Raw genomic sequence first — 21,334 nt, forward strand, 5'->3', positions numbered from 1 at the left:
CACCCCCACCCCCCACCCCCCTCACCCCCTACACACCCCCACCCGCCACCTCCCCCCGCATGCGCCAAGTCGCCTCCGAACTCGACCAACTCGGCGAATACCTCCGCCGCGAGAAGGACACCCCATGACCGGCGGCCGCCTCCTCGCCGCACGCTACGAACTCACCGAACCCCTCGGAAAAGGCGGCATGGGAGAAGTCTGGGCAGCCCGCGACACCGCCCTCGGCGACCGCAAAATAGCCGTCAAACTCCTCAGCACCCAGCGCCTCGCCTCCCTCTCCGGCACCACCGACCCCGAAGAACTCCGCCGCCGCTTCCTCCGCGAATGCCGCGTCACCGCCCGCATCGACCACCCGGGACTCGTCGCCGTCCACGACGCAGGCCGCGACGGCGACCGGCTCTACCTCGTCATGCAACTCATCGAAGGCAGCGACCTCGCCGACCACCTCGCGGAACACGACCCCTACCCCTGGCCCTGGACCATCGCCGTCCTCGCCCAGCTCTGCTCCGCACTCGCCGCCGTCCACGCCCACCGCGTCATCCACCGCGACCTCAAACCGGGCAACATCATGATCCGCCCCGACGGCCGCGCCACCATCCTCGACCTCGGCATCGCCGCCGTCCGCGGCGACGACGAGGAAACCCGGCTCACCCACACCGGAACCCTCCTCGGCACCCCCGTCTACATGGCCCCGGAACAAGCCCTCGGCGGCACCCCCATCGGCCCCGCCACCGACCTCTACGCCCTCGGCACCATCGGCTACGAACTCCTCGCAGGCCGCCCCCCCTTCCACGCCCCCAACGCCCCCGGCCTCCTCTACAAAAAACTCCACGAACAACCCGAACCCCTCCAGCGCCTCCGCCCCGACGCCCCCACCCCCCTCACCACCCTCATCCACCACCTCCTCCACAAGGACCCCCAGCACCGCCCCGCCGACGCCCGCCAGGTCTTCGACGCCCTCACCCCCCACCTCCCCCACCCCGGCACCACCAGCGCCACACCCCCCATGGACCCCACCCGCCCCTTCTGGCACCCCATGGCCCCCTGGCCGGCCACCCGCCCCACCGCACCCCAGGAACCCGACCTCGCCACCGCCCTCGACGAGATCAAGCGACTCCTCGCCCTCGGCCACTACCCGCAGGTCGCCGAGCTCCTCAGCCGCACCCTCCCCCTCGCCGCCGCCCGCTACGGCGACAGCTCACCCATCGTCCGCAGCCTCCGCAAGCAGTACGCCGCCACCCTCCTCGACACCGGCCAATACGCCAGGGCACTCCCCGAAATCCAGCGCCTCGCCCAGGAGTTCACCGCAGAACGCGGCCCCTACGACCCCCTGGTCCTGCAACTGCGCGCCGACGAGCAACTCTGCCTGCGCCACCTCGGCCACGCCTGAGCCGCCCGCCCCCCAAAGAAAAACGGGCCCCGGCTACTCACCGGGACCCGAATTCGGACAATTCCCCCATCAGGACTCGAACCTGAACTTTCGGACTTCAAAGGACCGCGTGCTGCCGATTACACTATGGGGGAAAAGGGGCAAACGGCCTCACGTGGATGCGGCCATCTGCTCCGTGCTCCACACTATGCCAGCCCAGGCCCCCTCGATGCGACGGTAGAGGTCGGCACTCCGGTTGACGCTGATCACGAGACAGCCTCGGTAGTCCTGACCCGTATTCTTCCTGACCGTGGCGGGTTTGTGCCGCTTGAGCGAGGTCTTGGCAAGGGCGCTCGGCTCGATGCCGGCGAGGTCGGCCCAGAAGCGTTCCGCGGCGGCCACGTCGGCCGTTTCGTGGATCGACACCCGGAAGCCGAGCGTGTCCCGGTCCACGCGCAGCAGGCGCAGCCAGGCGAGGAAGACCTTGATCATCCCGGGATCGCTGTTGATGAAGACCACCCGCTCCTGCCTGCGGTAGGGCTTGCTCTTGCTTCCCTCCGCCCAGTAGAGCGCCACGCCCACGAGGAACAGTTCGCGGTCGGTGAGGCGGCCGGCCTCGTTTCTGCCGCTGAGCCGGGTGGCTTCCCTGAGGGCCTCCTGCACCTCGCGGTACGGGCCCCAGCGGGCCTCGCTCATCTCCCGCATGCGCGCGCGTGGCCTGACCGGCTTCGGCAGGTCGCGGACCCACAGGGAGACGGAGCTCTTGGCGACGCCGAGGGCGGCGACGATCTCGTCGTAGGTCCTGCCCGCCCTTCTGAGTTCCCTGGCCTTCGCCTTGAGGTCGTCCTTGGCGTTGGGTCTGCGGGTCCAGGCGGGGGGCGGTTCGCCGGCGAGGAGGGTGGTGAGGGTGTGGTCGGGGGGGATGCCGAGGCGTTCGGCGATCTGGCGTCTGCTGAGGCCGGCGCGGCGGAGGGCGACGGCCTGGCGCCGGCGTGGGTCGGTGGGTGGGGGTTCCGGGTTGCTCATGGGAACAGCTTTGCCGGGGCTGGTCTGGTGTTGGGTCGAATTGAGGATCGATTCACCAGTTCGAGTGGTTGGTAGTATTTTTTTCCGTTCTCCTGGGTTTTCCCGGTGCCTTTCCGGGGTGGTGGGGCGTGGTGGGGGCGTGGCGGGGGTGGCCGGGAGGGAGGGGAGGCGGCCTCGGACAACCCCCCTGAAAAAGTCGGGATCGCGCCTTTAGGCTGGGCGTATGAATGCGACGGGGGCGGCTGCGCAGGAGCGGGGCTTCCGCCTGTGGTGGTGGACGCGGCGGCGTGGGGTGGCGCTGGACGTGGGGCTGGCGCTGGCGTCGGCGGGGGAGTGTGCGGCGCAGGGGGTGGGGTTTGCGCATCGGACGGGTGTGCCGGTGTGGCTGGTGGTGTTGTTGGCGGTGCCGGCGGGGGGGACGCTGGTGGTGCGGCGGCGGTGGCCGCTTGCGGTGATTCTGGTGTCGATCGCGGTGTTGCCGGCGAACATGGGGGCCTTGCTCGATCTGGTGGGCCTGTACACGCTGACGACCACCGAGGTGCCGCGGCGGGTGATCGTGGTGCTGGGGGGGATGGCGGGTGCGGGGACGGCTCTGGTGACGTATTTGTTGCTGGAGCGGGACGAGAATCTGCACGAGCAGGCGTTGCCGGTGTGGTTTTCGCCGTTGGTGTCGGTGCTGTTCGGGGTGGCGACGGCGGTTCCTCCGGTGTTGCTGGGGATGTATGTGCGGGCGCGGCGGCGTCTGGTGGAGTCGTTGCGGGATCGGGCGCATGGTCTGGAGCGTGAGCTGGCGTTGCTGGCGGAGCGTGCGGAGGAGCGTGCGGAGTGGGCGCGGGGTGAGGAGCGGCGGCGTATTGCGCGGGAGATGCACGATGTGGTGGCGCATCGGGTGAGTCTGATGGTGGTGCATGCGGCGGCGGTGCAGGCGGTGGCGCCGAAGGAGCCGGAGAAGGCGGCGCGGAATGCGGCGTTGATCGGGGACATGGGGCGGCAGGCGCTGACGGAGTTGCGGACGATGCTGGGGGTGTTGCGGGCGGCGGATCGTTCGGGGGAGCGGTCGGGGGAGTCGTCCGAGGTGGGGGTGGCGCGTTCCGGGGGTGCCGAGGGTTCCGGGGGTGCCGGGGGGTCTGTGGGTGCTGTGGGGGGTTCGGCCGGGGTGGGGTCTGCTTCGGGGGTGGGGGCGGGGTCTGCTGTGGTGGGGGGTTCCGGGGTTTCCGGGGTGGGGGAGGTGCCGGGGCGGCGGGGTGGCCGTGGTCCGGCGCTGGCTGAGGTGTCTGCGTTGGTGGATCAGTCGCGGGCGGCGGGGATGGCGGTGGTGCTTGCGGTGGAGGGGGAGCCGCGGGGTTATGCGGAGCAGGTGGAGTCGACGGCGTATCGGGTGGTGCAGGAGGCGTTGACGAATGTGCACAAGCATGCTGCGGGGGCGGCGGCTCAGGTGCGGTTGGCGCATCGGGAGGGGGAGGTGGCGGTGCTGGTGCTGAACGAGGCGCCGGTGGATGGGAAGGTGCCTGGGGGTGGGGCGCGGTTGCCGAGTGGGGGGAATGGTTTGGTGGGGATGCGGGAGCGGGTGATGGCTTTGGGGGGTGGTTTTGTGTCGGGGCCGACGGAGGGTGGGGGTTTTCGGGTGTCGGCGGTGATTCCTGATCGGCGGGGTAGTGCGGGTGGTTGACGGGGCTGGGCTTGTGGGGGGTCCTGAGCTTTTTGGGCGGGAGTTTTCTGCTGATCCTTATCCGGCGTATGCGTGGTTGCGTGAGCATGCGCCGGTGTATTGGGCTCGGTTGCCGAGTGGGGTGTCGGCGTGGTTGGTGACGCGGTATGGGGATGCGCGGCGGGCGTTGGCTGATCCGCGGTTGAGCAAGAGTCCGCGTGGGTTGTGGGTGGGGGAGCATGCTTCGGGGCGGGTGGGGATTCCGGGGGAGCGGGGTGCGGGGGTGATGACGCATCTGCTGAATCTTGATCCGCCGGATCACACGCGGTTGCGGCGGTTGGTGTCGCGGGCGTTCACGCCGCGGCGGGTGGCCGAGTTCGAGCCGCGGGTGCGGGAGTTGGCGGATCGGTTGGTGGATGGTTTCGGGGGGCGGGGTGGTGCGGATCTGATTGAGGAGTTTGCTTTTCCGCTGCCGATTTTCGCGATTTGTGATTTGTTGGGGGTGCCTGAGGGGGATCAGGGGGATTTTTTGCGGTGGGCGGGGATGATGTTGCATACGGAGGGGAAGCGGGGTGGTGTGGGGCGTGCGGTGAAGCGGATGCGGGGTTATTTGGGGGAGTTGATTCACCGGAAGCGTTCCGATTTGGGCGATGATTTGATTTCCGGGTTGATTCGGGCGTCTGATGGTGGGGAGCAGCTGTCTGAGGAGGAGGCGGCTGCGATGGCGTTTATTTTGCTTTTTGCGGGTTTTGAGACGACGGTGAATTTGATCGGCAACGGGGTTTTGGCGTTGTTGCGTCATCCGGGGGAGTTGGCGAGGTTGCGGGAGGCGGTGGTGGCGGGGGACGAGGGGTTGCTGGCGTCTGGGGTGGAGGAGTTGTTGCGGTTCGACGGGCCGGTGGAGTTGGCGACGTGGCGGTTTGCGGCGGAGCCGTTGTCGTTGGGTGGGGTGCGGATCGGGCGGGGTGATCCGGTGCTGGTGGTGCTTGCGGCGGCGGATCGTGATCCGGAGCGGTTTCGTGATCCGGATCGGCTGGATGTGGGGCGGGGGGACGGGGGGCACCTGGGGTATGGGCATGGCATCCATTACTGTGTGGGGGCTCCGCTGGCGCGGGTGGAGGCGCGGGTGGCGCTCGGGGTGTTGCTGCGTCGGCTCGGGGGGCTGCGGTTGGGGGTGGACGTGGGGGAGCTGCGGTGGCGTGGAGGGTTGATCATGCGCGGCCTTCGTTCACTTCCGGTGCGGTTTGCCCCTGAGCAGGTGACGGAGCGTCAATAGTGTGATCCGCGCGTGATCTCCGTGGGATCGGCTTGTGATCGAGTGGTGGGGAGGGCTAGGTTCCCCCTCAACCGCAACACTGTTCGCATGGGGAGGCCCTTCAGATGCGTTCCGGGACTGGCCGTCATCGTCGTCCGCGACAGGCTCCGGCCTTCATCGTCGCCGCCGGGGTCACCGGGGCCGGCATGGCGTTGCCGCTGCTGACGGCGGGTGGGGCGGGTGCGGTCGGGGACGACGCGTGGGACCGGGCGGCCGAGTGCGAGAGTGGCGGGGTGTGGAGCGCGAATACGGGGAACGGCCTGTACGGAGGGTTTCAGCTGACGCTGGACACGTGGGAGGAGTACGGGGGGCTGGAGTTTGCGATGCGGCCTGATCTGGCGAGCCGTGCCCAGCAGATACAGGTGATGGAGCGCATCCTGGCGCAGTTGGGGGCGCAGGCCCTGCCGGGGTGTGGGGTGTCCTCCGGGTTGTGGCCGGAGTTCCGTGAGGATCGGGGCGACGAGATCGACCGGGCGGAGGAGGCCGAGGAGGCGCAGGCCGAGGAGGAGATCGGCGGTCCCGAGGAGTCGGCCTCGCCCTCGCCTTCGGGGGACGGTGGCGCGGAGTCGGCCGAGGGGGATGCCGGGGCGGCCGAGGGTTCCGGGGATGCGGCGGCGGAGGGGGATTCCGGCGCGGGGTCCTCCGGGCAGGGCGGGGACGAGGAGAGTGCCGCGGGTGGGGGCGCGGAGAGCGCCGGCGGGGGCGGGGAGCGGGGGAGTTCCGGGGAGCCGGATGCGGGCGCGGAGGAGGGGGCTTCGGGGAGTGGCCGGCATCGGGGGCTGCCCGACCCGGCCGAGGATGCGGGGGGTTCCGGGGGTTCGGGTGAGGCCGGTGGAGCCGAACGGGCGGATCGGTCGGGCCGTTCGGGGCAGGCGCGGGCGGGGGACACGTACGAGGTCAGGCGTGGGGACACGCTGTGGGCGATCGCGGGGGAGTACGGGGTGCCGGGCGGATGGCCTGCGCTCTACGCGGCCAACAAAACGGTCATTGGCGGCAATCCCGACTACATACTCCCGGGGCAGGAGCTGGACTTGACGGCGAGCGGCCGTTAAGGGCGGTCGCACAGGAGCGACTTAGGTGTCGCATTCGTGTGACCATCGTCTCTGTTTTTTCTGGTCTGTCCGGCTGGCCCGTGCTGTCCGTTTGCCGTGTGACCTGCGGATATTGGCCGTCGATTGGGCCAAGTGCCGGGTTTGGCGCGATCTTCACCGTTCTTGAATCGTTAGCCAACGTATGTTTATCGTCCCCCGCTCGGCTTCTCGCCGGGCCCCGAGGCCGTAACGCCGAATCCTGCCGTCGGCCCGGGAGTCCACCAGTGCACCACCGCAGGCAGGAGCGGGGGACCCAGGCCATGACCCGGCGGCCCATGCCGGGGCGTGGGCGCCGTGCGGCCCGAACAGCGGACCGGACCGGCTCGGGGTGAAGCCGCGTGACCCGAACGGGTCTCGTGGCCGGGCAACTCACTGGCCCGAACCCGACAGCTCACCTCGCAGGCGTCGGTGAGAAGGAACGTCATGCTGTTCACCGGCAAGGGGCGCCACCGCCGTCCCTCCAGGCCTACCCGGATGGCCGCCGCGGCGGGCGTCACCGGCGCCGCCGTTGCGATTCCCCTGCTGAGCGCCACGGGCGCGCAGGCCGCTTCCGTCGACACCTGGGACGCCGTCGCCCAGTGCGAGTCCGGCGGCGACTGGTCGATCAACACGGGCAACGGCTTCTACGGTGGCCTCCAGTTCACGAACTCCAGCTGGGCGGCCGCGGGCGGCACCCAGTACGCGCCGCGCGCCGACCTGGCCACCAAGGACCAGCAGATCGCCGTGGCCGAGCAGTTGCTTGCCATGCAGGGGCCGGGGGCCTGGCCGGTCTGCGGGCCGCAGGCCGGGCTGACCGCGGGCGGCGAGTCCCCGGACGTCGACACCAGCGGCGGCGCCTCGCAGGACGACACCACCGCCCCGGCCGAGGAGGCCCCCGCCGAGGAGGCGCCGGCCGAAGAGGCTCCCGTCGAGGAGGCTCCCGTCGAGGAGGCGCCGGCCGAGGAGACGGCGGGCGGCGACTACACCGTGGTCACCGGCGACACCCTCTCGGGCATCGCCCACCGCCACCACCGCGACTGGCACCGCCTGTACGCGGCCAACCGGGAGGTCATCGGCGACAACCCGGACCTGATCTACCCCGGCCAGCGCCTCGGCCTCTGAGCCGGGCGGCGCCACCGCGCCGGCGCCCTCCGGGCCGGGCCGCGCCCCGCGTGGCACGGCCCGGTTCCGGGGCGGCGCCGGCCTCGCGGGCGGGGCGCACAACGGCCCCGCCCCGGTTTTCTTCATCAAGTAAACAAAATGGTGCATAGGCCGGTGACCTGCGGTTTCGTGCCGCCGCAGGGCCGCCGAGGCGCGTTTCGGGCGAGCTGAAGGCCGGAGCCGTCCCCGGGGGCGGTTACCCTCAGAGGGCTGAAATGAAGAGCCCCTGTCCCGAACCGACATAAGGAGACCCCGTGCCGTCCATCGACGTCGTCGTCGCCCGCGAGATCCTTGACTCGCGAGGCAATCCCACGGTCGAGGTCGAGGTCGGCCTCGACGACGGCAGCACCGGCCGCGCCGCGGTGCCCTCCGGCGCCTCGACCGGCGCCTTCGAGGCCCTCGAACTGCGCGACGGGGACCAGGGCCGCTACCTCGGCAAGGGAGTGGAGAAGGCCGTCCTCGCCGTCATCGAGCAGATCGGCCCCGAACTCGTCGGCTACGACGCCACCGAGCAGCGGCTGATCGACCAGGCGATGTTCGACCTGGACGCGACCCCCGACAAGTCCTCGCTGGGCGCGAACGCCATCCTCGGCGTGTCCCTCGCCGTCGCGCACGCCGCCTCCGAGTCCCGCGACCTGCCCCTCTTCCGCTACCTCGGCGGCCCCAACGCGCACCTGCTGCCGGTGCCGATGATGAACATCCTCAACGGCGGCGCCCACGCCGACTCCAACGTCGACATCCAGGAGTTCATGATCGCGCCCATCGGCGCCGAGTCGTTCTCCGAGGCCGTCCGCTGGGGCGCGGAGACCTACCACACCCTCAAGAAGGTCCTCAAGGAACGCGGCCTGTCCACCGGCCTCGGCGACGAGGGCGGCTTCGCCCCGAACCTCTCCTCCAACCGCGAGGCCCTCGACCTGATCGTCGAGGCCATCCAGAAGGCCGGCTACACCCCCGGCCAGGACATCGCGCTCGCCCTGGACGCCGCCGCCACCGAGTTCCACTCCGAGGCGGGCTACACCCTGGAGGGCAAGGCCCACACCGCCGCCGAGCTGACCGCGTACTACGCCGAACTGGTCGAGGCCTACCCGCTGGTGTCCATCGAGGACCCGCTGAGCGAGGAGGACTGGGAGGGCTGGCAGGCCCTCACCGCCCAGCTCGGCGACAAGGTGCAGATCGTCGGCGACGACCTGTTCGTCACCAACCCCGAGCGGCTGCAGCGCGGCATCGACGCCAAGGCCGCCAACGCGCTGCTGGTGAAGGTCAACCAGATCGGCTCCCTCACCGAGACCCTCGACGCCATGGCGCTCGCCCAGCACGAGGGCTTCAAGTGCATGATGTCCCACCGCTCCGGCGAGACCGAGGACGTCACCATCGCCGACCTGGCCGTCGCCACCAACTGCGGCCAGATCAAGACCGGCGCCCCGGCCCGCTCCGAGCGCGTCGCCAAGTACAACCAGCTGATGCGGATCGAGGAGATCCTCGACGACGCCGCGGTCTACGCCGGGCGCACCGCGTTCCCCCGCTTCCGCGGCTGACCCCGGCCCCGCGCGCCGGGGCCCCGGGTGTGCGACATGTGCCCCTGCGCCTGTCCCCGCCGTCCGTCCCGTACGGTGGCGGGGACAGGCGCAGGGGTGCGCGCCAGGCAAGTGAGGAGGCGACGTGGCCGCGGACCGGGACCGCTTCTCCACCGCCACGAGGCTCAGGGCCCTCGGCGAGCAGGCCGCGGCCCGCGTGTACCGCGCGCAGAGCCGCCGGCTGCGGCCGAGGCCGCGGCGCAGCAGGCTCACCGGGCGCGCCGCCGTGCTCGCGCTGGTCGTCTGCTCGCTGATCGTCGCGCTGGCCTACCCGCTGCGGCAGTACGTGCAGCAGCGTTCCGAGATCGCCGACGAGCGGCGGCAGGCCGAGCAGCACCGGCGGCAGGTGGAGGAGTTGCGGGACGCCAAGGCCCGCTGGCAGGACCCCGCCTATCTGGAGCGGCAGGCCAGGGAGCGGCTGCGGTTCGTCTTCCCCGGCGAGATCGGCTACCTGCTGCCGGACTCCGCGGGCGGCGGGGAGGCCGGGGAGGGCGGCGAGGCCGACCGGAGCGCGGACCGCCACGAGGGGGGCGCGGAGACCGTGCTGCCCTGGTACGAGGACCTGTGGCACAGCCTCGACGAGGCGGACCAGGCCAGGGAGGCCGCCTCCCACACCCACCGGAGCACCCGCAGAAGCGCCCGCTGAACGCCCCCAGAAGCACCCGCAGAAGCACCCGTTGCAGGACCCGCGGAAGGGCCCGCGGGAGCAGCCGGCCCGAGCGGGCCGGACCGTGTCGTTGCGAAGACCGCCCCGAAGAGAGCACCCCATCGTGGAAACCCCAGGACCGGCCGACGTCGCCGTGGTGCGCGAACAACTCGGCCGCCCGCCGCGCGGCCTGCGCGGCGTCGCGCACCGCTGCCCGTGCGGCCACCCCGACGTCGTGGAGACGGCGCCGCGGCTGCCGGACGGCACGCCGTTCCCCACCACCTACTACCTGACCTGCCCGCGCGCCGCCTCCGCCATCGGCACCCTCGAAGCGGAGGGCGTGATGCGGGAGATGACCGCCAGGCTGGCCGAGGACCCGGAGCTGGCCGCGGCCTACCGCGCGGCGCACGAGGACTACCTGGCGCGCCGGGACGCCATCGAGGTGCTGCCGGGCTTCCCCAGCGCCGGCGGCATGCCCGACCGCGTCAAGTGCCTGCACGTGCTGGTCGCCCACGCGCTTGCCGCGGGCCCCGGCGTCAACCCGCTGGGCGACGAGGCCCTGGGCATGCTCCCCGAGTGGTGGCGCAAGGGGCCGTGCGTGCCGCCGCCGCGGGAGGGCGGCGAGACCGGCCGGGACGCCGCCGGCCCCCCGGCGTGAGGCGTGGGGGCAGGCCGCACGAGGCCGCACGGGGCCGCGTGAGCGTGCACGGGAGCGCGCCGGAGCGCACGGCCGTGCCCGGGTGCCCGGGGGCGCGTGCGAGGGTGGCCGGGGCACCCGGCGAGAGTGGGAAGGGAAGGAAGCGGACGTGACGAGTGCAGGGGGCAGGGGCATGGTGAGGCGGGCATGACGGCGGTGGCGGCGATCGACTGCGGGACCAACTCGATTCGGCTGCTGATCGCGGAACCCGACCCGGAGACCGGCGGGTTGCGCGACCTGGACCGGCGCATGGAGATCGTGCGGCTCGGCCAGGGCGTCGACCGCACCGGGCGGCTGGCGCCCGAGGCGCTGGAGCGCACCTTCGCGGCCTGCCGCGCCTACGCCGAGGCCGTCGCGGCGCACGGCGTGCCCGCGGACCGGGTGCGGTTCGTCGCCACCTCCGCGTCCAGGGACGCGGAGAACCGGGCGGACTTCGTGCGCGGCATCCGGGAGATCCTGGGGACCGACCCCGAGGTCATCACCGGCGAGGAGGAGGCCGCGCTCTCCTTCACGGGCGCGACCCGCGAGCTGGCCGCGCGCCCGGACCTGACGCCGCCCTACCTGGTGCTCGACATCGGCGGCGGCTCCACCGAGTTCGTGCTCGGCGACGGCCGGGTGCGCGCGGCGCGCAGCGTGGACATCGGCTGCGTCCGGCTCACCGAGCGGCACCTGCTGCGGGAGGGGCGCATCGCCGATCCGCCGAGCGCGGCGCAGGTCGCGGCGATCTCCGCGGATGTCGAGGCGGCCCTGGACCTGGTCGCGGAGCGGGTGCCGCTGACCGAGACCCACACGCTGGTCGGGCTCGCCGGCTCGGTGACCACGGTGGCGGGCATCGCGCTGGACCTCCCCGCCTACGACTCGGGCCTCATCCACCACGCGCGGCTCTCCCTCGCCCAGGTGGCGGAGATCAGCGATCGGCTGCTGGCGGCCACGCACGCCGAGCGGGCGGCGATCCCGGTGATGCACCCCGGGCGGGTCGACGTGATCGGTGCCGGGGCCCTGATCCTCCACCTGGTGATGCGGCGCACCGGCGCCAGGGAGGTCCTCGTCAGCGAGCACGACATCCTGGACGGCATCGCCTGGTCTTTGCTAGTCGACGAGGGGTGAGAGGCGGGGCGCTACAGGTTGCGGTAGACGCCCCGCCGGTCGCCCACTTTGACGACGAGGATGACGAGTTCCCTGTCGTTGATCTGGTAGGCGACCCGGTAGCTTCCGACCCGGAGCCGGTAGAGCCCCGATGGCCCAGTGAGCTTCTTGACGTCAGCGTCCTCGCGGTACGGGTCGTCGCCGAGCGCGGTCAGTGCGGTCAGGATGCGCATGGCGTCGGGCCGGCTGATGGCTCGGAGCTGCCGTTGTGCGGCTGTGGTGAATCGGAAGGCGTACTTCACGCCACCTCGCCGCCACGCTCGGTGAACAGGTCTGCCAGCAGTTCCGCCATCGTCACGGTGGGGCCGCCTTCGGCCAGGACCGCTTCCGCTTCACGCGCCAGCATCACGTCGGCTGCGTCCTCCAGTGCTTCGAAGTCCGCGATCGGAACCACGGCCGCCACCGGCGCGCCGTTGCGCGTGATGACCGTCGGAGTGCCTTCCTCGGCTCGGTTGATGTGGTCCGCGAGATGCGCGCGGGCCTCCCGTACGGTCACAGTGTTCTCAGCCATGGGGGCAGTGTACGCGCTTTTGTGTACACGCGGCCAGGTTCGGGGGAGTCGCGTTCGTGGGCGATGCTCGACGGCATCGCCTGGTCCCTGGCCTGAGCCGGGGAGCGGGCGGCGGCGGTGCGGCGGCGCCGAGGGCGCACGTCGATCCGCGCCGGGCGGGGGGCGGCCCGACCCGGACAGGAAAGTTCGTGAAGTTCTTCACATGCTCTCTCGTCCCGAGAGGGCCGCAGTGGCACCGGTGGGTGCGGAAATGGGGGCGTGTGACCGATTTACGCGCGGCTCCTGCGGCTCGCCGGGCGGTCGTTCGCCGGCTCTTTCGGGGCGGCGCGCGGCCGTCGCGGGGCCTGTGACGAGCCACTTCTTCCCGCGGCTGCCTCCGCGAGCCAGGCAAGCGCGGCAAAGGGGCGCGCAGTGTAGCAGAAGGTTCCGCGAACCTTGTGAAGGGTCTCACGAACCCCCGGTCGCGGCGGGGGGATACTCGATGGCATGAGCACCACGGAGCGTCCCCGAATTCTCGTCGTGGGTGGTGGCTACGTCGGTCTGTACGCGGCCCGCCGGATCCTGAAGAAGATGCGCTATGGCGAGGCGACGGTCACCGTCGTCGACCCGCGCTCTTACATGACCTACCAGCCCTTCCTGCCCGAGGCCGCGGCCGGGAGCATCTCCCCGCGGCACGTCGTGGTGCCGCTGCGCCGGGTGCTCCCCGGGGCCGAGGTCCTCACCGGGCGCGTCACGTCCATCGACCAGGATCGCAAGGTCGCCGAGGTCTCCCCGCTCGTCGGCCGTTCCTACGAGGTCCCCTTCGACTACCTCGTGGTCGCGCTCGGCGCGGTCTCGCGGACCTTCCCCATCCCCGGCCTCGCCGAGCAGGGCATCGGCATGAAGGGCGTCGAGGAGGCCATCGGCCTGCGCAACCACGTGCTCGAACAGCTGGACAAGGCGGACTCCACCACCGACCCCGAGATCCGCCGCAAGGCCCTCACCTTCGTCTTCGTCGGCGGTGGCTTCGCCGGCGCCGAGACCGTCGGCGAGGTCGAGGACATGGCCCGCGACGCCACCAGGTACTACCCCGGCATCAAGCGCGAGGACATGCGCTTCCTGCTCGTGGACGTCGCGGACAAGATCCTCCCCGAGGTCGGCCACCGGCTCGGCGAGTGGGGCCTGGAGCACCTCAGGAAGCGGGGCATCGAGGTCCACCTGAAGACCTCGGTCACCTCCTGCGTGGACGGCCACGTCGTGCTGAACAACGGCATCGAGGTCGACTCGAACACCATCGTGTGGACGGCCGGCGTCAAGCCCAACCCGGTCCTCGCCCGCTACGGCCTGCCGCTGGGCCCGCGCGGTCACGTCGACACCGAGCCCACCCTGCAGGTCAAGGGCACGGACTACATCTGGTCCGCGGGCGACAACGCCCAGGTGCCCGACCTCGCGGCCCGCGCCGCCGGCGTGGAGAACGCCTGGTGCCCGCCGAACGCCCAGCACGCGCTGCGGCAGGCCAAGGTCCTGGGCGACAACGTCATCTCGGGCATGCGCGGCTTCCCGCAGCACGAGTACCGGCACGCCAGCATGGGCGCGGTGGCCGGGCTCGGCCTGCACAAGGGCGTCGCCATGATCAAGCTGGGCCGGCTGACCCTCCGCTTCCGCGGCCGGATCGGCTGGTACCTGCACCGCGGCTACCACGGCATGGCCGTGCCGACGTGGAACCGCAAGATCCGGGTCTTCGCCGACTGGACCCTCGGCCTCTTCCTCAAGCGCGAGGTCGTCTCCCTCGGCGCGGTGGAGCGGCCCCGCGAGGAGTTCTACGAGGCGGCGGCTCCGGTCACCGCCGCGGCGAAGGCGGCGAAGCCCGCCGCGAAGCCGGCCGAGGCCAAGCGGCCCGAGCAGGAGCAGCGGCCGGCCGCCAAGGCGGGCTGACGCCCCGCAGATCGGCGAGGGCACGAGAGAGGCGGACGGCCGCGGCCGTCCGCCTTTCGGTTGCCTGCGGCGGAATGATCGGTGCGGCAGGGGCGTTTCAGGACAGCCAGTGCCAAGGTTGATCAGGATCGTCCTGATCCGATAGGTGTCCTATACACGGAGGTGCCCGAGATGGTCGCTGCCCCCCGGCTCGCCGCCCTCGTCGAACAGTTCCTCGGCGGCCCGCTGCCCGTCCGCCTGCGCGCCTGGGACGGCAGCGAGGCGGGACCGCCGGACGGGCCGGTCATCGTCGTCCGCCACCGCCGGGCCCTGCGCCGCCTGCTGTTCCGCCCCGGCGAACTCGGCCTGGCCAGGGCGTGGGTGTCGGGCGAGATCGACGTCGAGGGCGATCTGTACGAGGTGCTCGACCGGGTGACCTGGCTGCTGGGCGAGCGCCCCCAGGTCGGCACGGGCCGGCTGCTGGCCGCGGCCAGGGACCTGCTGGCGCTCTCCCGCGCGGTGCCGGTGCCGCCGCCGGTGCCGAACGAGGAGGTGCCGCGCCGCTCGGGCCCGCTGCACTCCCTGCGCCGCGACCGGCAGGCCATCAGCCATCACTACGACGTCGGCAACGACTTCTACGAGCTGGTCCTCGGCCCCTCGATGGTCTACTCCTGCGCCGTGTGGAGCCCGGAGACCGAGAGCCTCACCGACGCCCAGACCGCCAAGCTCGACCTGATCTGCCGCAAGCTCGCCCTGCGCGACGGCCAGCGCCTCCTCGACGTGGGCTGCGGCTGGGGCTCGCTGGTCCTGCACGCCGCGCGGCACTACGGCGTGAGCGCCGTGGGCATCACCCTGTCCGAGGAGCAGGCCGCGTACGCCCGCGAGCGGGTGGCCAAGGAGGGCCTGGAGGACCGGGTGGAGATCCGGGTCCAGGACTACCGCGAGACCGCGGACGGCCCCTACGACGCGATCTCCTCGGTGGGCATGGCCGAGCACGTGGGGGCCGCGCGCTACCGCGAGTACGCCACCCGCCTCTTCGGCCTGCTGCGGCCCGGCGGCCGGCTGCTCAACCACCAGATCGCCCGCCGCCCGATCCCCGGGCGCGAGAAGTCCTACCGCGTCGACCCGTTCATCGACGCCTACGTCTTCCCCGACGGCGAACTGGCCCCCGTCGGCAGCACGATCGGCCAGCTCGAACGCGTCGGCTTCGAGGTCCGCGACGCCGAGTCGCTGCGCGAGCACTACGCCCTCACCCTGCGGCAGTGGGTGCGCAACCTGGAGGAGAACTGGGCGCAGGCCGTGCGGCTGACCAGCCCCGGCCGGGCCAGGGTGTGGCGGCTGTACATGGCCGCCTCGGCCCTCTCCTTCGAACGCGGCCGCATCGGCGTCAACCAGATCCTCGCCGTGCGCGCCACCGAGTCCGGCGCGTCGGGACTGCCGCTGCGCCCGCGCGCCTGGACCGAGCAGAGCTGACCGAACCCCGGGGGAGCGGGCGGCTCGGCCCGCTCCCCTCCGCGCCCCTCGCGGGCGCGTTCCGCTCCCTCGGGGGCGCACCGAGGGCCGTACCGGGGGCGGGCCTCAGCTCGTGCGCCCTTTGACGTCGTAACGCTTCATGTGTTCCAGCACGCGTTCCGCGGTCGGGTCGGCCATGTCGTCGACCACCCGGCCGTCGGCGAGGAAGACCACGCGGTCCGCGTACCCGGCGGCGACCGGGTCGTGGGTCACCATCACCACCGTCTGGCCCAGTTCCCGCACCGAGTTGCGCAGGAAGCCCAGCACCTCGGCCCCGGCCCGCGAGTCCAGGTTGCCCGTCGGCTCGTCCCCGAAGATGATGTCCGGCTTGCCCGCGAGGGCCCTGGCGACCGCCACCCGCTGCTGCTGGCCGCCGGAGAGCTGGCTGGGGCGGTGCCGCAGGCGGTCGGCCAGGCCGACGGTGGCGATGACCCGCTTCAGCCACTCCGGATCGGGCTTGCGCCCGGCGATGTCCATGGGCAGCCGGATGTTCTCCAGGGCGTTCAGCGTGGGCAGCAGGTTGAACGTCTGGAAGATGAAGCCCACCCGGTCCCGGCGCAGCTGCGTGAGCCGCTTGTCCCGCAGCCCGGTCAGCTCCGTGTCCCCGATGGTGGCCGAGCCGCTGGTGACGGTGTCGAGACCGGCCATGCAGTGCATGAGCGTGGACTTGCCCGAACCCGAGGGCCCCATGATCGCGGTGAACTCGGCCTGGCCGAACTCGACCGACACGTGGTCGAGCGCGACGACGCGCGTCTCGCCCTCGCCGTACACCTTCGTGAGGTCCGTGGCCTTGGCGGCCACCGCCCCGGTCGAAGCGGCGCGGGTCGCAGTGGCGTAGCTGGACACGAGTGAGCCTCCTGTTCTGGTGGGGGAGGGGACCCTACCCACCCTGCGCGGGAGCAGGCCGGGAGAGAACCCCCGGGACGCGGGTTTCCACGGGGGCCGGGGCGAACGGGGGCCTGGGGGCGCCGGGTCGCGGGGCGTCGAGGGTTCCCCCGGTCTTCGGGCCCGGTTCACCCGCCCCGTGCGCGGGCGTCCTTCGGGCATCGTCATCGCTGCGTACCCGTAAGGATGCGGAGGGTTGATTTGCGTCAATCATTGCGGCGGGAACCGGGCGCCACCCGGCCCAAAACCGCCGGTGGCCATGACGTCCGTTGCTGATGAGCCATCAGGGGCTCATAAAATCAGACAACCTCGGTCTGGGGCACCGGTGTTCGGGCCAATCCGCCCGATAAGCTCGGTGAAGGCCCTGGCGCACACGCGCCCGGTACGGCTTGGGTTCTGTGCCCGGATGGTGGAATGCAGACACGGTGAGCTTAAAACTCGCTGGCCTTCGGGCCGTGCCGGTTCAAGTCCGGCTCCGGGCACACCAGGAACCGCGCCGCTGACCAGAGGAACGGCCCGTCCCGCGCGCGGGACGCCCCGGATGCGGGAACACCGGGGGACCACGCGCTCTCCCCCCGTCCCGGCCACGCGCCCTCCGCGCTCTTTCCGCCTCCGTTTCGCGCCTCCTGCTCCTTCGTGCTTCTTCCCGCGCCTTCCCGCTCTTCCTGCCCCTTCCGTGCGCTCAAGCCCCCGACGCCAAGTCGCCTGCCGGCGCCTCGCGTTCCGCTCCGCGCCCCCGCGCACCCGCCGTTCCCCGCGCCCCTTCCGTGCGCGCGCTCACGCCGCCTTTCGCCGAGGCGCCTGGTGGGGCGGCGAGGGGCCGGGGAAACTCGGGGGGACTCGGGGAGACTCGGGGGGACTCTGGGGAAGGGGGGAGGCGGGTGGGGCCGGGCCGCGGCGGCCGGGCCCACGCGCCCCGCGCGGGGACCGGGAACGTCCGGGGGCTTCCGTTCGTTTTTACGGGAGCACTACCGTGCGGTCTTTGCTAACGCATTACTCTGGTAGTCAAGGCCGCGCCGTGCGGCCATGGAGGAGTGAGATGAGGAGCAGCAACCCCGTCTTCACGCGTCGGGGGTTCAGTCGGGACAGCGGCTACGCGGGCTTCCACGCGGGGCCGCAGGTCCAGACCGGGACTCCGTACGTGGGCAGCCCGAGCAACCCGTACGCGCAGCCGGGTAACCCGTATGCGCAGCCGCAGGTGGGTCCCGCGGGCGGCTTCGTGCCGCCGGCTGCGCCCACGCGCGCCGGCGTGATGACGATCGACAGCGTCGTCTCCCGCACGGCCCTCACCCTGGGCGCGGTGATCGTCGCCGCGGCGGCTGCCTGGATCGGCGACCTGCCGGTCGGCGCGGGTGCCGCCTTCGGCCTGGTCGCGCTCGTCCTCGGCCTGTGGCAGTCCTTCCGGCGCGAGGCCTCGCCCGCGCTGATCCTTTCCTACGCGGTGTTCGAGGGCCTGTTCCTCGGCACCATCAGCGCCGCCATCAACGAGGTGGCCCCAGGCGCGGCCATGCAGGCCGTGCTCGGGACGATGGCCGTCTTCGCCGGCGTGCTGTTCATGTACAAGCAGCGCATCATCCGGGTCACCGCCAGGTTCACCAGGTTCGTGCTGGCCGCCGCGCTCGGCTTCGTGCTGCTGTCCGCGGTCAACCTGATCGTCGCCCTGATCGGCGACGGCAACGGCCTGGGCCTGCGCGACGGCGGCCTCGGCATCCTGTTCGGCATCGCCGGCGTGGTGCTCGGCGCCTGCTTCCTGGCGCTGGACTTCAAGATGATCGAGGACGGCGTCGCCTACGGGGCCCCGGAGAAGGAGTCCTGGCTCGCGGCGTTCGGCCTGACGCTGTCGCTGGTGTGGATCTACATGGAGTTTCTGCGGCTGGCCGCCATCCTGCAAGGTGAGTAGCCTGCCGGCACCCTGCGGGGTGCGTGGGCGGGAGCCATGCCAGGCCCGGCGGCGCGGTAGCGGCCGTGCGGGCACCACCGAGGGCCCCGGCGGGGGAGCGCGAGAGCGTCCCGGCGGGGCCCTCGCGCGCGTGCGCCCCGGCGCGCGTGCGCCGCGGGGGGAGCGGGCTCAGGTGCCGTCGCGCCAGGTCCGCAGGCGGTCGAGGGCGGCGTCGCGTTCGCGGGCCGCCTCGGCGGCCGGCAGGTGCCGCAGGGCGTGCGCGAGGTCGTGGCCCGCGACCGCCACCTGGTCGCCGACGGCGTAGGCCCCGGCGTCGGGCAGCTCGCGCGGGGGGCGCGCCGGGTCCTCCAGGCGCTGGGCGCGGAGGGCGAGTTCGCGGGCGAGCGCGAGGCCGCGCGCGGCGGCGCCGCGGCGCAGCGCGCTCTCCGGCAGGCCGCGCAGCACGTCGGCCGCGGCGTCCACGGCGGCGTACAGCGGGGCGAGGTCGGGTGGCGCGGCGGGGCGGTCCCCGGCGTGGTCCACGAGGCCGGCTCCTGTCGATCGCGGGCGGGTCAGTCGCCGTGGTGGGAGGTGGCGACCACGCGGTCGGCCAGCAGGTAGACGCTGTCCTTGCCGCAGGAGAAGGTCAGGGCGTAGGCGCCGGAGAGGGCCGAGCCGCCCATCAGCACCGGCGGCTCCTCCGAGCGCACCGCCTCGGCCAGGCGCCGGGCGGCCTCCTGGTGGCCGGGCGAGAGGCACAGCGTGGTGCCGTCGGCGAACAGGAAGACGTCGAGCGTGCCCATGGGCCCCGGCCGCACGTCGGCCAGCGGGGTGCGGGCCTCCGCGAGCCTGGTGAGCCGCTCGGCGGTGCGGCGGTGTTCCTCCCGGGCGGCGGCCCGTTCGGCGCCCTCGCGCGCCACCGGCTCCCCGGAGAGCGTGTAGCCGGGGTGGGAGGGGTGGCGGCGGCGGGCGGCGGCCAGCTCGGCCGCGTCGCCGCCGTCCTGCGCCTCCGCCTCGGGGTGGGCGCCGCCCTCCTCTTCGCCCGGCTGCCGGGGCACGAAGGTGGTGCCGTCGCGTCCCGTCTGCCGGCCGGAGTCGCTGAGCAGGTACCGCTCCAGCAGGGCGTCGAGCAGTTCCTCGTCCGCCTCCGCCACCTCGTAGCCGAGGCCGCGCCCGGCCAGCAGCGCGCCGGGGCCCTCGGTCTGGACGGCGTCCTGCTCGGCCCAGTAGGCGCGGGCCTCGGCGAGCTCCCGCTCCCGTTCGTCGGCGAGGGCCGCGGCCACGGCGGTGCGGATCTCCTCGGCGGGAACCGGCCTGGCCGCCGGCACCCGGCAGGCCAGCTCGCGGCGGAGCGCGGTCAGCTCGGCGCGCAGGCCCCGGGCGGTGCGCCAGGCCCCCGCGCCCAGGGCAACGGTGGTGCCTGCGGTCACCAGCAGGATGACGGATATGGCGCTCACGGGCTCGCTCCCAGTGCTCTTGGTCCCTGACTTCTTATCTCAGGTTTCCGGGGCGCGGCCACGGGGGGCAGTGCAAAACGTCATGAATGGGACGGGTCTTTGGTCCGTCGCGCGCCCCGCCGAGGCCGTTGACCTGCGGTTTCGTCAAGGTGTCGAGCCATGCATCACATCCCGGGTCCGCTTCGGTATCGCCCGTATATACCGGGTGTCGTGAGTCACATACGCCACTGATGTCACTCGCGGCACGGGTCAGCCGAGGCGCTCCAGGATCATCGCCATGCCCTGGCCGCCGCCGACACACATAGTTTCCAATCCGAACTGCTTGTCGTGCCACTGGAGCGAGTTGATCAAGGTGGCGGTGATGCGGGCGCCCGTCATGCCGAAGGGGTGACCGACCGCGATGGCGCCGCCGTTGACGTTCAGCCGGTCCAGGTCGATGCCCAGGTCGCGGTAGGAGGGGATGACCTGGGCGGCGAACGCCTCGTTGATCTCGACCAGGTCGATGTCGCCGATGCTCATCCCGGCCCTGGCCAGGGCCCGCCGGGTGGCCTCCACCGGGCCGTAGCCCATGATCTCGGGCGAGAGGGCGGAGACGCCGGTGGCGACGATCCTGGCGAGCGGGGTGAGGCCGAGCTGCCTGGCCTTGGCGTCCGACATCACCACCAGGGCGGCGGCGCCGTCGTTGAGGGGGCAGCAGTTCCCCGCGGTGACCAGGCCGTCGGGGCGGAAGGCGGGCTTGAGGCCGGCCACGCCCTCCAGGGTGACGCCGGGGCGCGGCCCGTCGTCGGCGTCCACCACCCGGCCCTCCGGGGTGGCCACCGGCGTGATCTCGCGGCTCCAGAAGCCCTCGGCGAGGGCGCGCTCCGCGAGGTTCTGCGAGCGGACGCCGAACTCGTCCATCTCCTGCCTGGTGACGCCCTTGAGGCGGGCGAGGTTCTCCGCGGTCTGGCCCATGGCGATGTAGACGTCGGGGACCAGGCCGTCCTCGCGGGGGTCGTGCCAGCCCTCGCCGCCCTGCTCGGCGCGGCGGGCGGTGCGGGCCTCGGCGTCGGCGAACAGCGGGTTGTGGCTGCCGGGCAGGCCGTCGGAGGTGCCGTTCACGCTGCGGGAGACCATCTCCACGCCCGCCGAGACGAACGCCTCTCCCTCGCCCGCCTTGATGGCGTGGAAGGCCATGCGCGTGGTCTGCAGGGAGGAGGCGCAGTAGCGGGTGACCGTGCAGCCGGGCAGGCCGTCGAGGCCGAGCTGGACGGCGAGGACGCGGGCCAGGTTGTGGCCCTGCTCGCCGCCCGGCATCCCGCAGCCGAGCAGCAGGTCGTCCAGGTCGGCCGGGTCGAGTTCCGGCACCTTGTCCAGCGCGGCGCGGACCACCGCGGCGGCCAGGTCGTCGGGCCGCAGCTCCTTCAGGGAGCCCTTGAAGGCCCGGCCGATGGGGGAACGGGCGGCGGAGACGATCACGGCTTCTGGCATCTTGCGGCCTCCCTGCGGTGTGTGCGTGCCGGCCCCTCCGAAGCTACCGGTCGGTAGCGCCGCGTGTCACCTGCC

Annotated in this window: 19 protein-coding genes, 2 tRNA genes and 1 riboswitch; of the genes, 13 read left to right on the forward strand and 8 right to left on the reverse strand. The window is 72.3% G+C overall.

The annotated features are described in order from the left end of the window. Positions 1-124 precede the first annotated feature (124 nt). On the forward strand, positions 125-1,390 hold the full coding sequence (locus tag D7294_RS27820) for a serine/threonine-protein kinase (RefSeq protein WP_120684565.1): 1,266 nt from the start codon (positions 125-127) through the stop codon (positions 1,388-1,390). A gap of 61 nt (positions 1,391-1,451) precedes the next feature. Here D7294_RS27820 and D7294_RS27825 read toward each other — a convergent pair. Together D7294_RS27825 and D7294_RS27830 are read right to left on the reverse strand one after the other, a co-directional pair. Then, positions 1,452-1,524: transfer RNA gene (locus tag D7294_RS27825), tRNA-Gln, on the reverse strand. Between the two features lie 16 nt (positions 1,525-1,540). After that, a complete protein-coding gene (locus D7294_RS27830; protein ID WP_120684566.1) occupies positions 1,541-2,395 on the reverse strand; it encodes a hypothetical protein in 855 nt (284 codons plus the stop codon). A 223-nt stretch (positions 2,396-2,618) separates the two neighbouring features. Between D7294_RS27830 and D7294_RS27835 the strand changes: the two genes are divergently transcribed. The 8 genes from D7294_RS27835 (at position 2,619) to D7294_RS27870 (ending at position 11,613) form a co-directional block, all read left to right on the forward strand. Then, a complete protein-coding gene (locus D7294_RS27835; protein WP_120684567.1) occupies positions 2,619-4,064 on the forward strand; it encodes a sensor histidine kinase in 1,446 nt (481 codons plus the stop codon). After that, entirely contained in the window at positions 4,057-5,319 is a 1,263-nt protein-coding gene (locus tag D7294_RS27840; protein WP_120684640.1) for a cytochrome P450 family protein, read from the forward strand. Before D7294_RS27835 ends, D7294_RS27840 begins: the two co-directional genes overlap by 8 nt. Positions 5,320-5,423: 104 nt before the next feature. Then, positions 5,424-6,410 carry a LysM peptidoglycan-binding domain-containing protein gene (locus D7294_RS27845; protein ID WP_120684568.1) on the forward strand — a complete coding sequence of 329 codons (987 nt, stop codon included), beginning with the start codon at positions 5,424-5,426 and terminating at the stop codon, positions 6,408-6,410. Positions 6,411-6,709: 299 nt separating this feature from the next. Beyond that, a riboswitch (cyclic di-AMP (ydaO/yuaA leader) is annotated at positions 6,710-6,869 on the forward strand. Positions 6,870-6,872: 3 nt separating this feature from the next. Continuing rightward, on the forward strand, positions 6,873-7,550 hold the full coding sequence (locus D7294_RS27850; RefSeq protein WP_120684569.1) for a LysM peptidoglycan-binding domain-containing protein: 678 nt from the start codon (positions 6,873-6,875) through the stop codon (positions 7,548-7,550). 293 nt (positions 7,551-7,843) lie between these two features. Further along, positions 7,844-9,124, forward strand: coding sequence for a phosphopyruvate hydratase (gene eno, locus D7294_RS27855; RefSeq protein WP_120684570.1), 1,281 nt, complete (start codon positions 7,844-7,846; stop codon positions 9,122-9,124). 124 nt (positions 9,125-9,248) lie between these two features. After that, positions 9,249-9,809: an FtsB family cell division protein gene (locus tag D7294_RS27860; RefSeq protein ID WP_120684571.1), complete on the forward strand. Its 561-nt coding sequence runs from the start codon at positions 9,249-9,251 to the stop codon at positions 9,807-9,809. A gap of 91 nt (positions 9,810-9,900) precedes the next feature. Further along, positions 9,901-10,467: a DUF501 domain-containing protein gene (locus tag D7294_RS27865; RefSeq protein WP_422070752.1), complete on the forward strand. Its 567-nt coding sequence runs from the start codon at positions 9,901-9,903 to the stop codon at positions 10,465-10,467. Positions 10,468-10,653: 186 nt separating this feature from the next. Beyond that, positions 10,654-11,613: a Ppx/GppA phosphatase family protein gene (locus D7294_RS27870; protein WP_120684572.1), complete on the forward strand. Its 960-nt coding sequence runs from the start codon at positions 10,654-10,656 to the stop codon at positions 11,611-11,613. An 11-nt stretch (positions 11,614-11,624) separates the two neighbouring features. Here the strand turns inward: D7294_RS27870 and D7294_RS27875 are convergent, their stop codons facing one another. Beyond that, the gene (locus tag D7294_RS27875) at positions 11,625-11,894 is read right to left on the reverse strand and encodes a type II toxin-antitoxin system RelE family toxin (protein WP_120684573.1); all 270 of its coding nucleotides are present in this window, start codon (positions 11,892-11,894) and stop codon (positions 11,625-11,627) included. After that, a complete protein-coding gene (locus tag D7294_RS27880) occupies positions 11,891-12,163 on the reverse strand; it encodes a type II toxin-antitoxin system Phd/YefM family antitoxin (protein ID WP_120684574.1) in 273 nt (90 codons plus the stop codon). The genes D7294_RS27875 and D7294_RS27880 overlap by 4 nt, the downstream gene beginning before the upstream one ends. A 486-nt stretch (positions 12,164-12,649) precedes the next feature. On the opposite strand from D7294_RS27880, the gene D7294_RS27885 reads away from it, so the two are divergent. Both D7294_RS27885 and D7294_RS27890 read left to right on the forward strand, forming a co-directional pair. Further along, a complete protein-coding gene (locus D7294_RS27885; protein ID WP_120684575.1) occupies positions 12,650-14,077 on the forward strand; it encodes an NAD(P)/FAD-dependent oxidoreductase in 1,428 nt (475 codons plus the stop codon). A 171-nt stretch (positions 14,078-14,248) separates the two neighbouring features. Then, positions 14,249-15,529, forward strand: coding sequence for an SAM-dependent methyltransferase (locus D7294_RS27890; RefSeq protein ID WP_120684576.1), 1,281 nt, complete (start codon positions 14,249-14,251; stop codon positions 15,527-15,529). A gap of 105 nt (positions 15,530-15,634) precedes the next feature. On the opposite strand, the gene D7294_RS27895 is transcribed toward D7294_RS27890, so the two are convergent. Then, entirely contained in the window at positions 15,635-16,414 is a 780-nt protein-coding gene (locus D7294_RS27895; RefSeq protein WP_120684577.1) for an ABC transporter ATP-binding protein, read from the reverse strand. A gap of 439 nt (positions 16,415-16,853) precedes the next feature. Here D7294_RS27895 and D7294_RS27900 point away from each other — a divergent pair. Further along, positions 16,854-16,935, forward strand: a tRNA-Leu gene (locus tag D7294_RS27900). Positions 16,936-17,492: 557 nt separating this feature from the next. After that, positions 17,493-18,353 (forward strand): Bax inhibitor-1/YccA family protein, encoded by an 861-nt coding sequence (locus tag D7294_RS27905; RefSeq protein ID WP_120684578.1) that lies wholly within the window; start codon positions 17,493-17,495, stop codon positions 18,351-18,353. Positions 18,354-18,521: 168 nt separating this feature from the next. Here D7294_RS27905 and D7294_RS27910 read toward each other — a convergent pair whose 3' ends face one another. The 3 genes from D7294_RS27910 to D7294_RS27920 all read right to left on the reverse strand — a co-directional run bounded on the left by D7294_RS27910 (position 18,522) and on the right by D7294_RS27920 (position 21,259). Further along, entirely contained in the window at positions 18,522-18,875 is a 354-nt protein-coding gene (locus D7294_RS27910; RefSeq protein ID WP_120684579.1) for a hypothetical protein, read from the reverse strand. Between the two features lie 29 nt (positions 18,876-18,904). Then, positions 18,905-19,789: a hypothetical protein gene (locus D7294_RS27915; RefSeq protein WP_120684580.1), complete on the reverse strand. Its 885-nt coding sequence runs from the start codon at positions 19,787-19,789 to the stop codon at positions 18,905-18,907. Between the two features lie 249 nt (positions 19,790-20,038). Next, entirely contained in the window at positions 20,039-21,259 is a 1,221-nt protein-coding gene (locus tag D7294_RS27920; RefSeq protein WP_120684581.1) for an acetyl-CoA C-acetyltransferase, read from the reverse strand. Positions 21,260-21,334: the final 75 nt, after the last annotated feature.

This window comes from Streptomyces hoynatensis (assembly GCF_003626535.1).
Lineage (GTDB): Bacteria > Actinomycetota > Actinomycetes > Streptomycetales > Streptomycetaceae > Streptomyces > Streptomyces hoynatensis.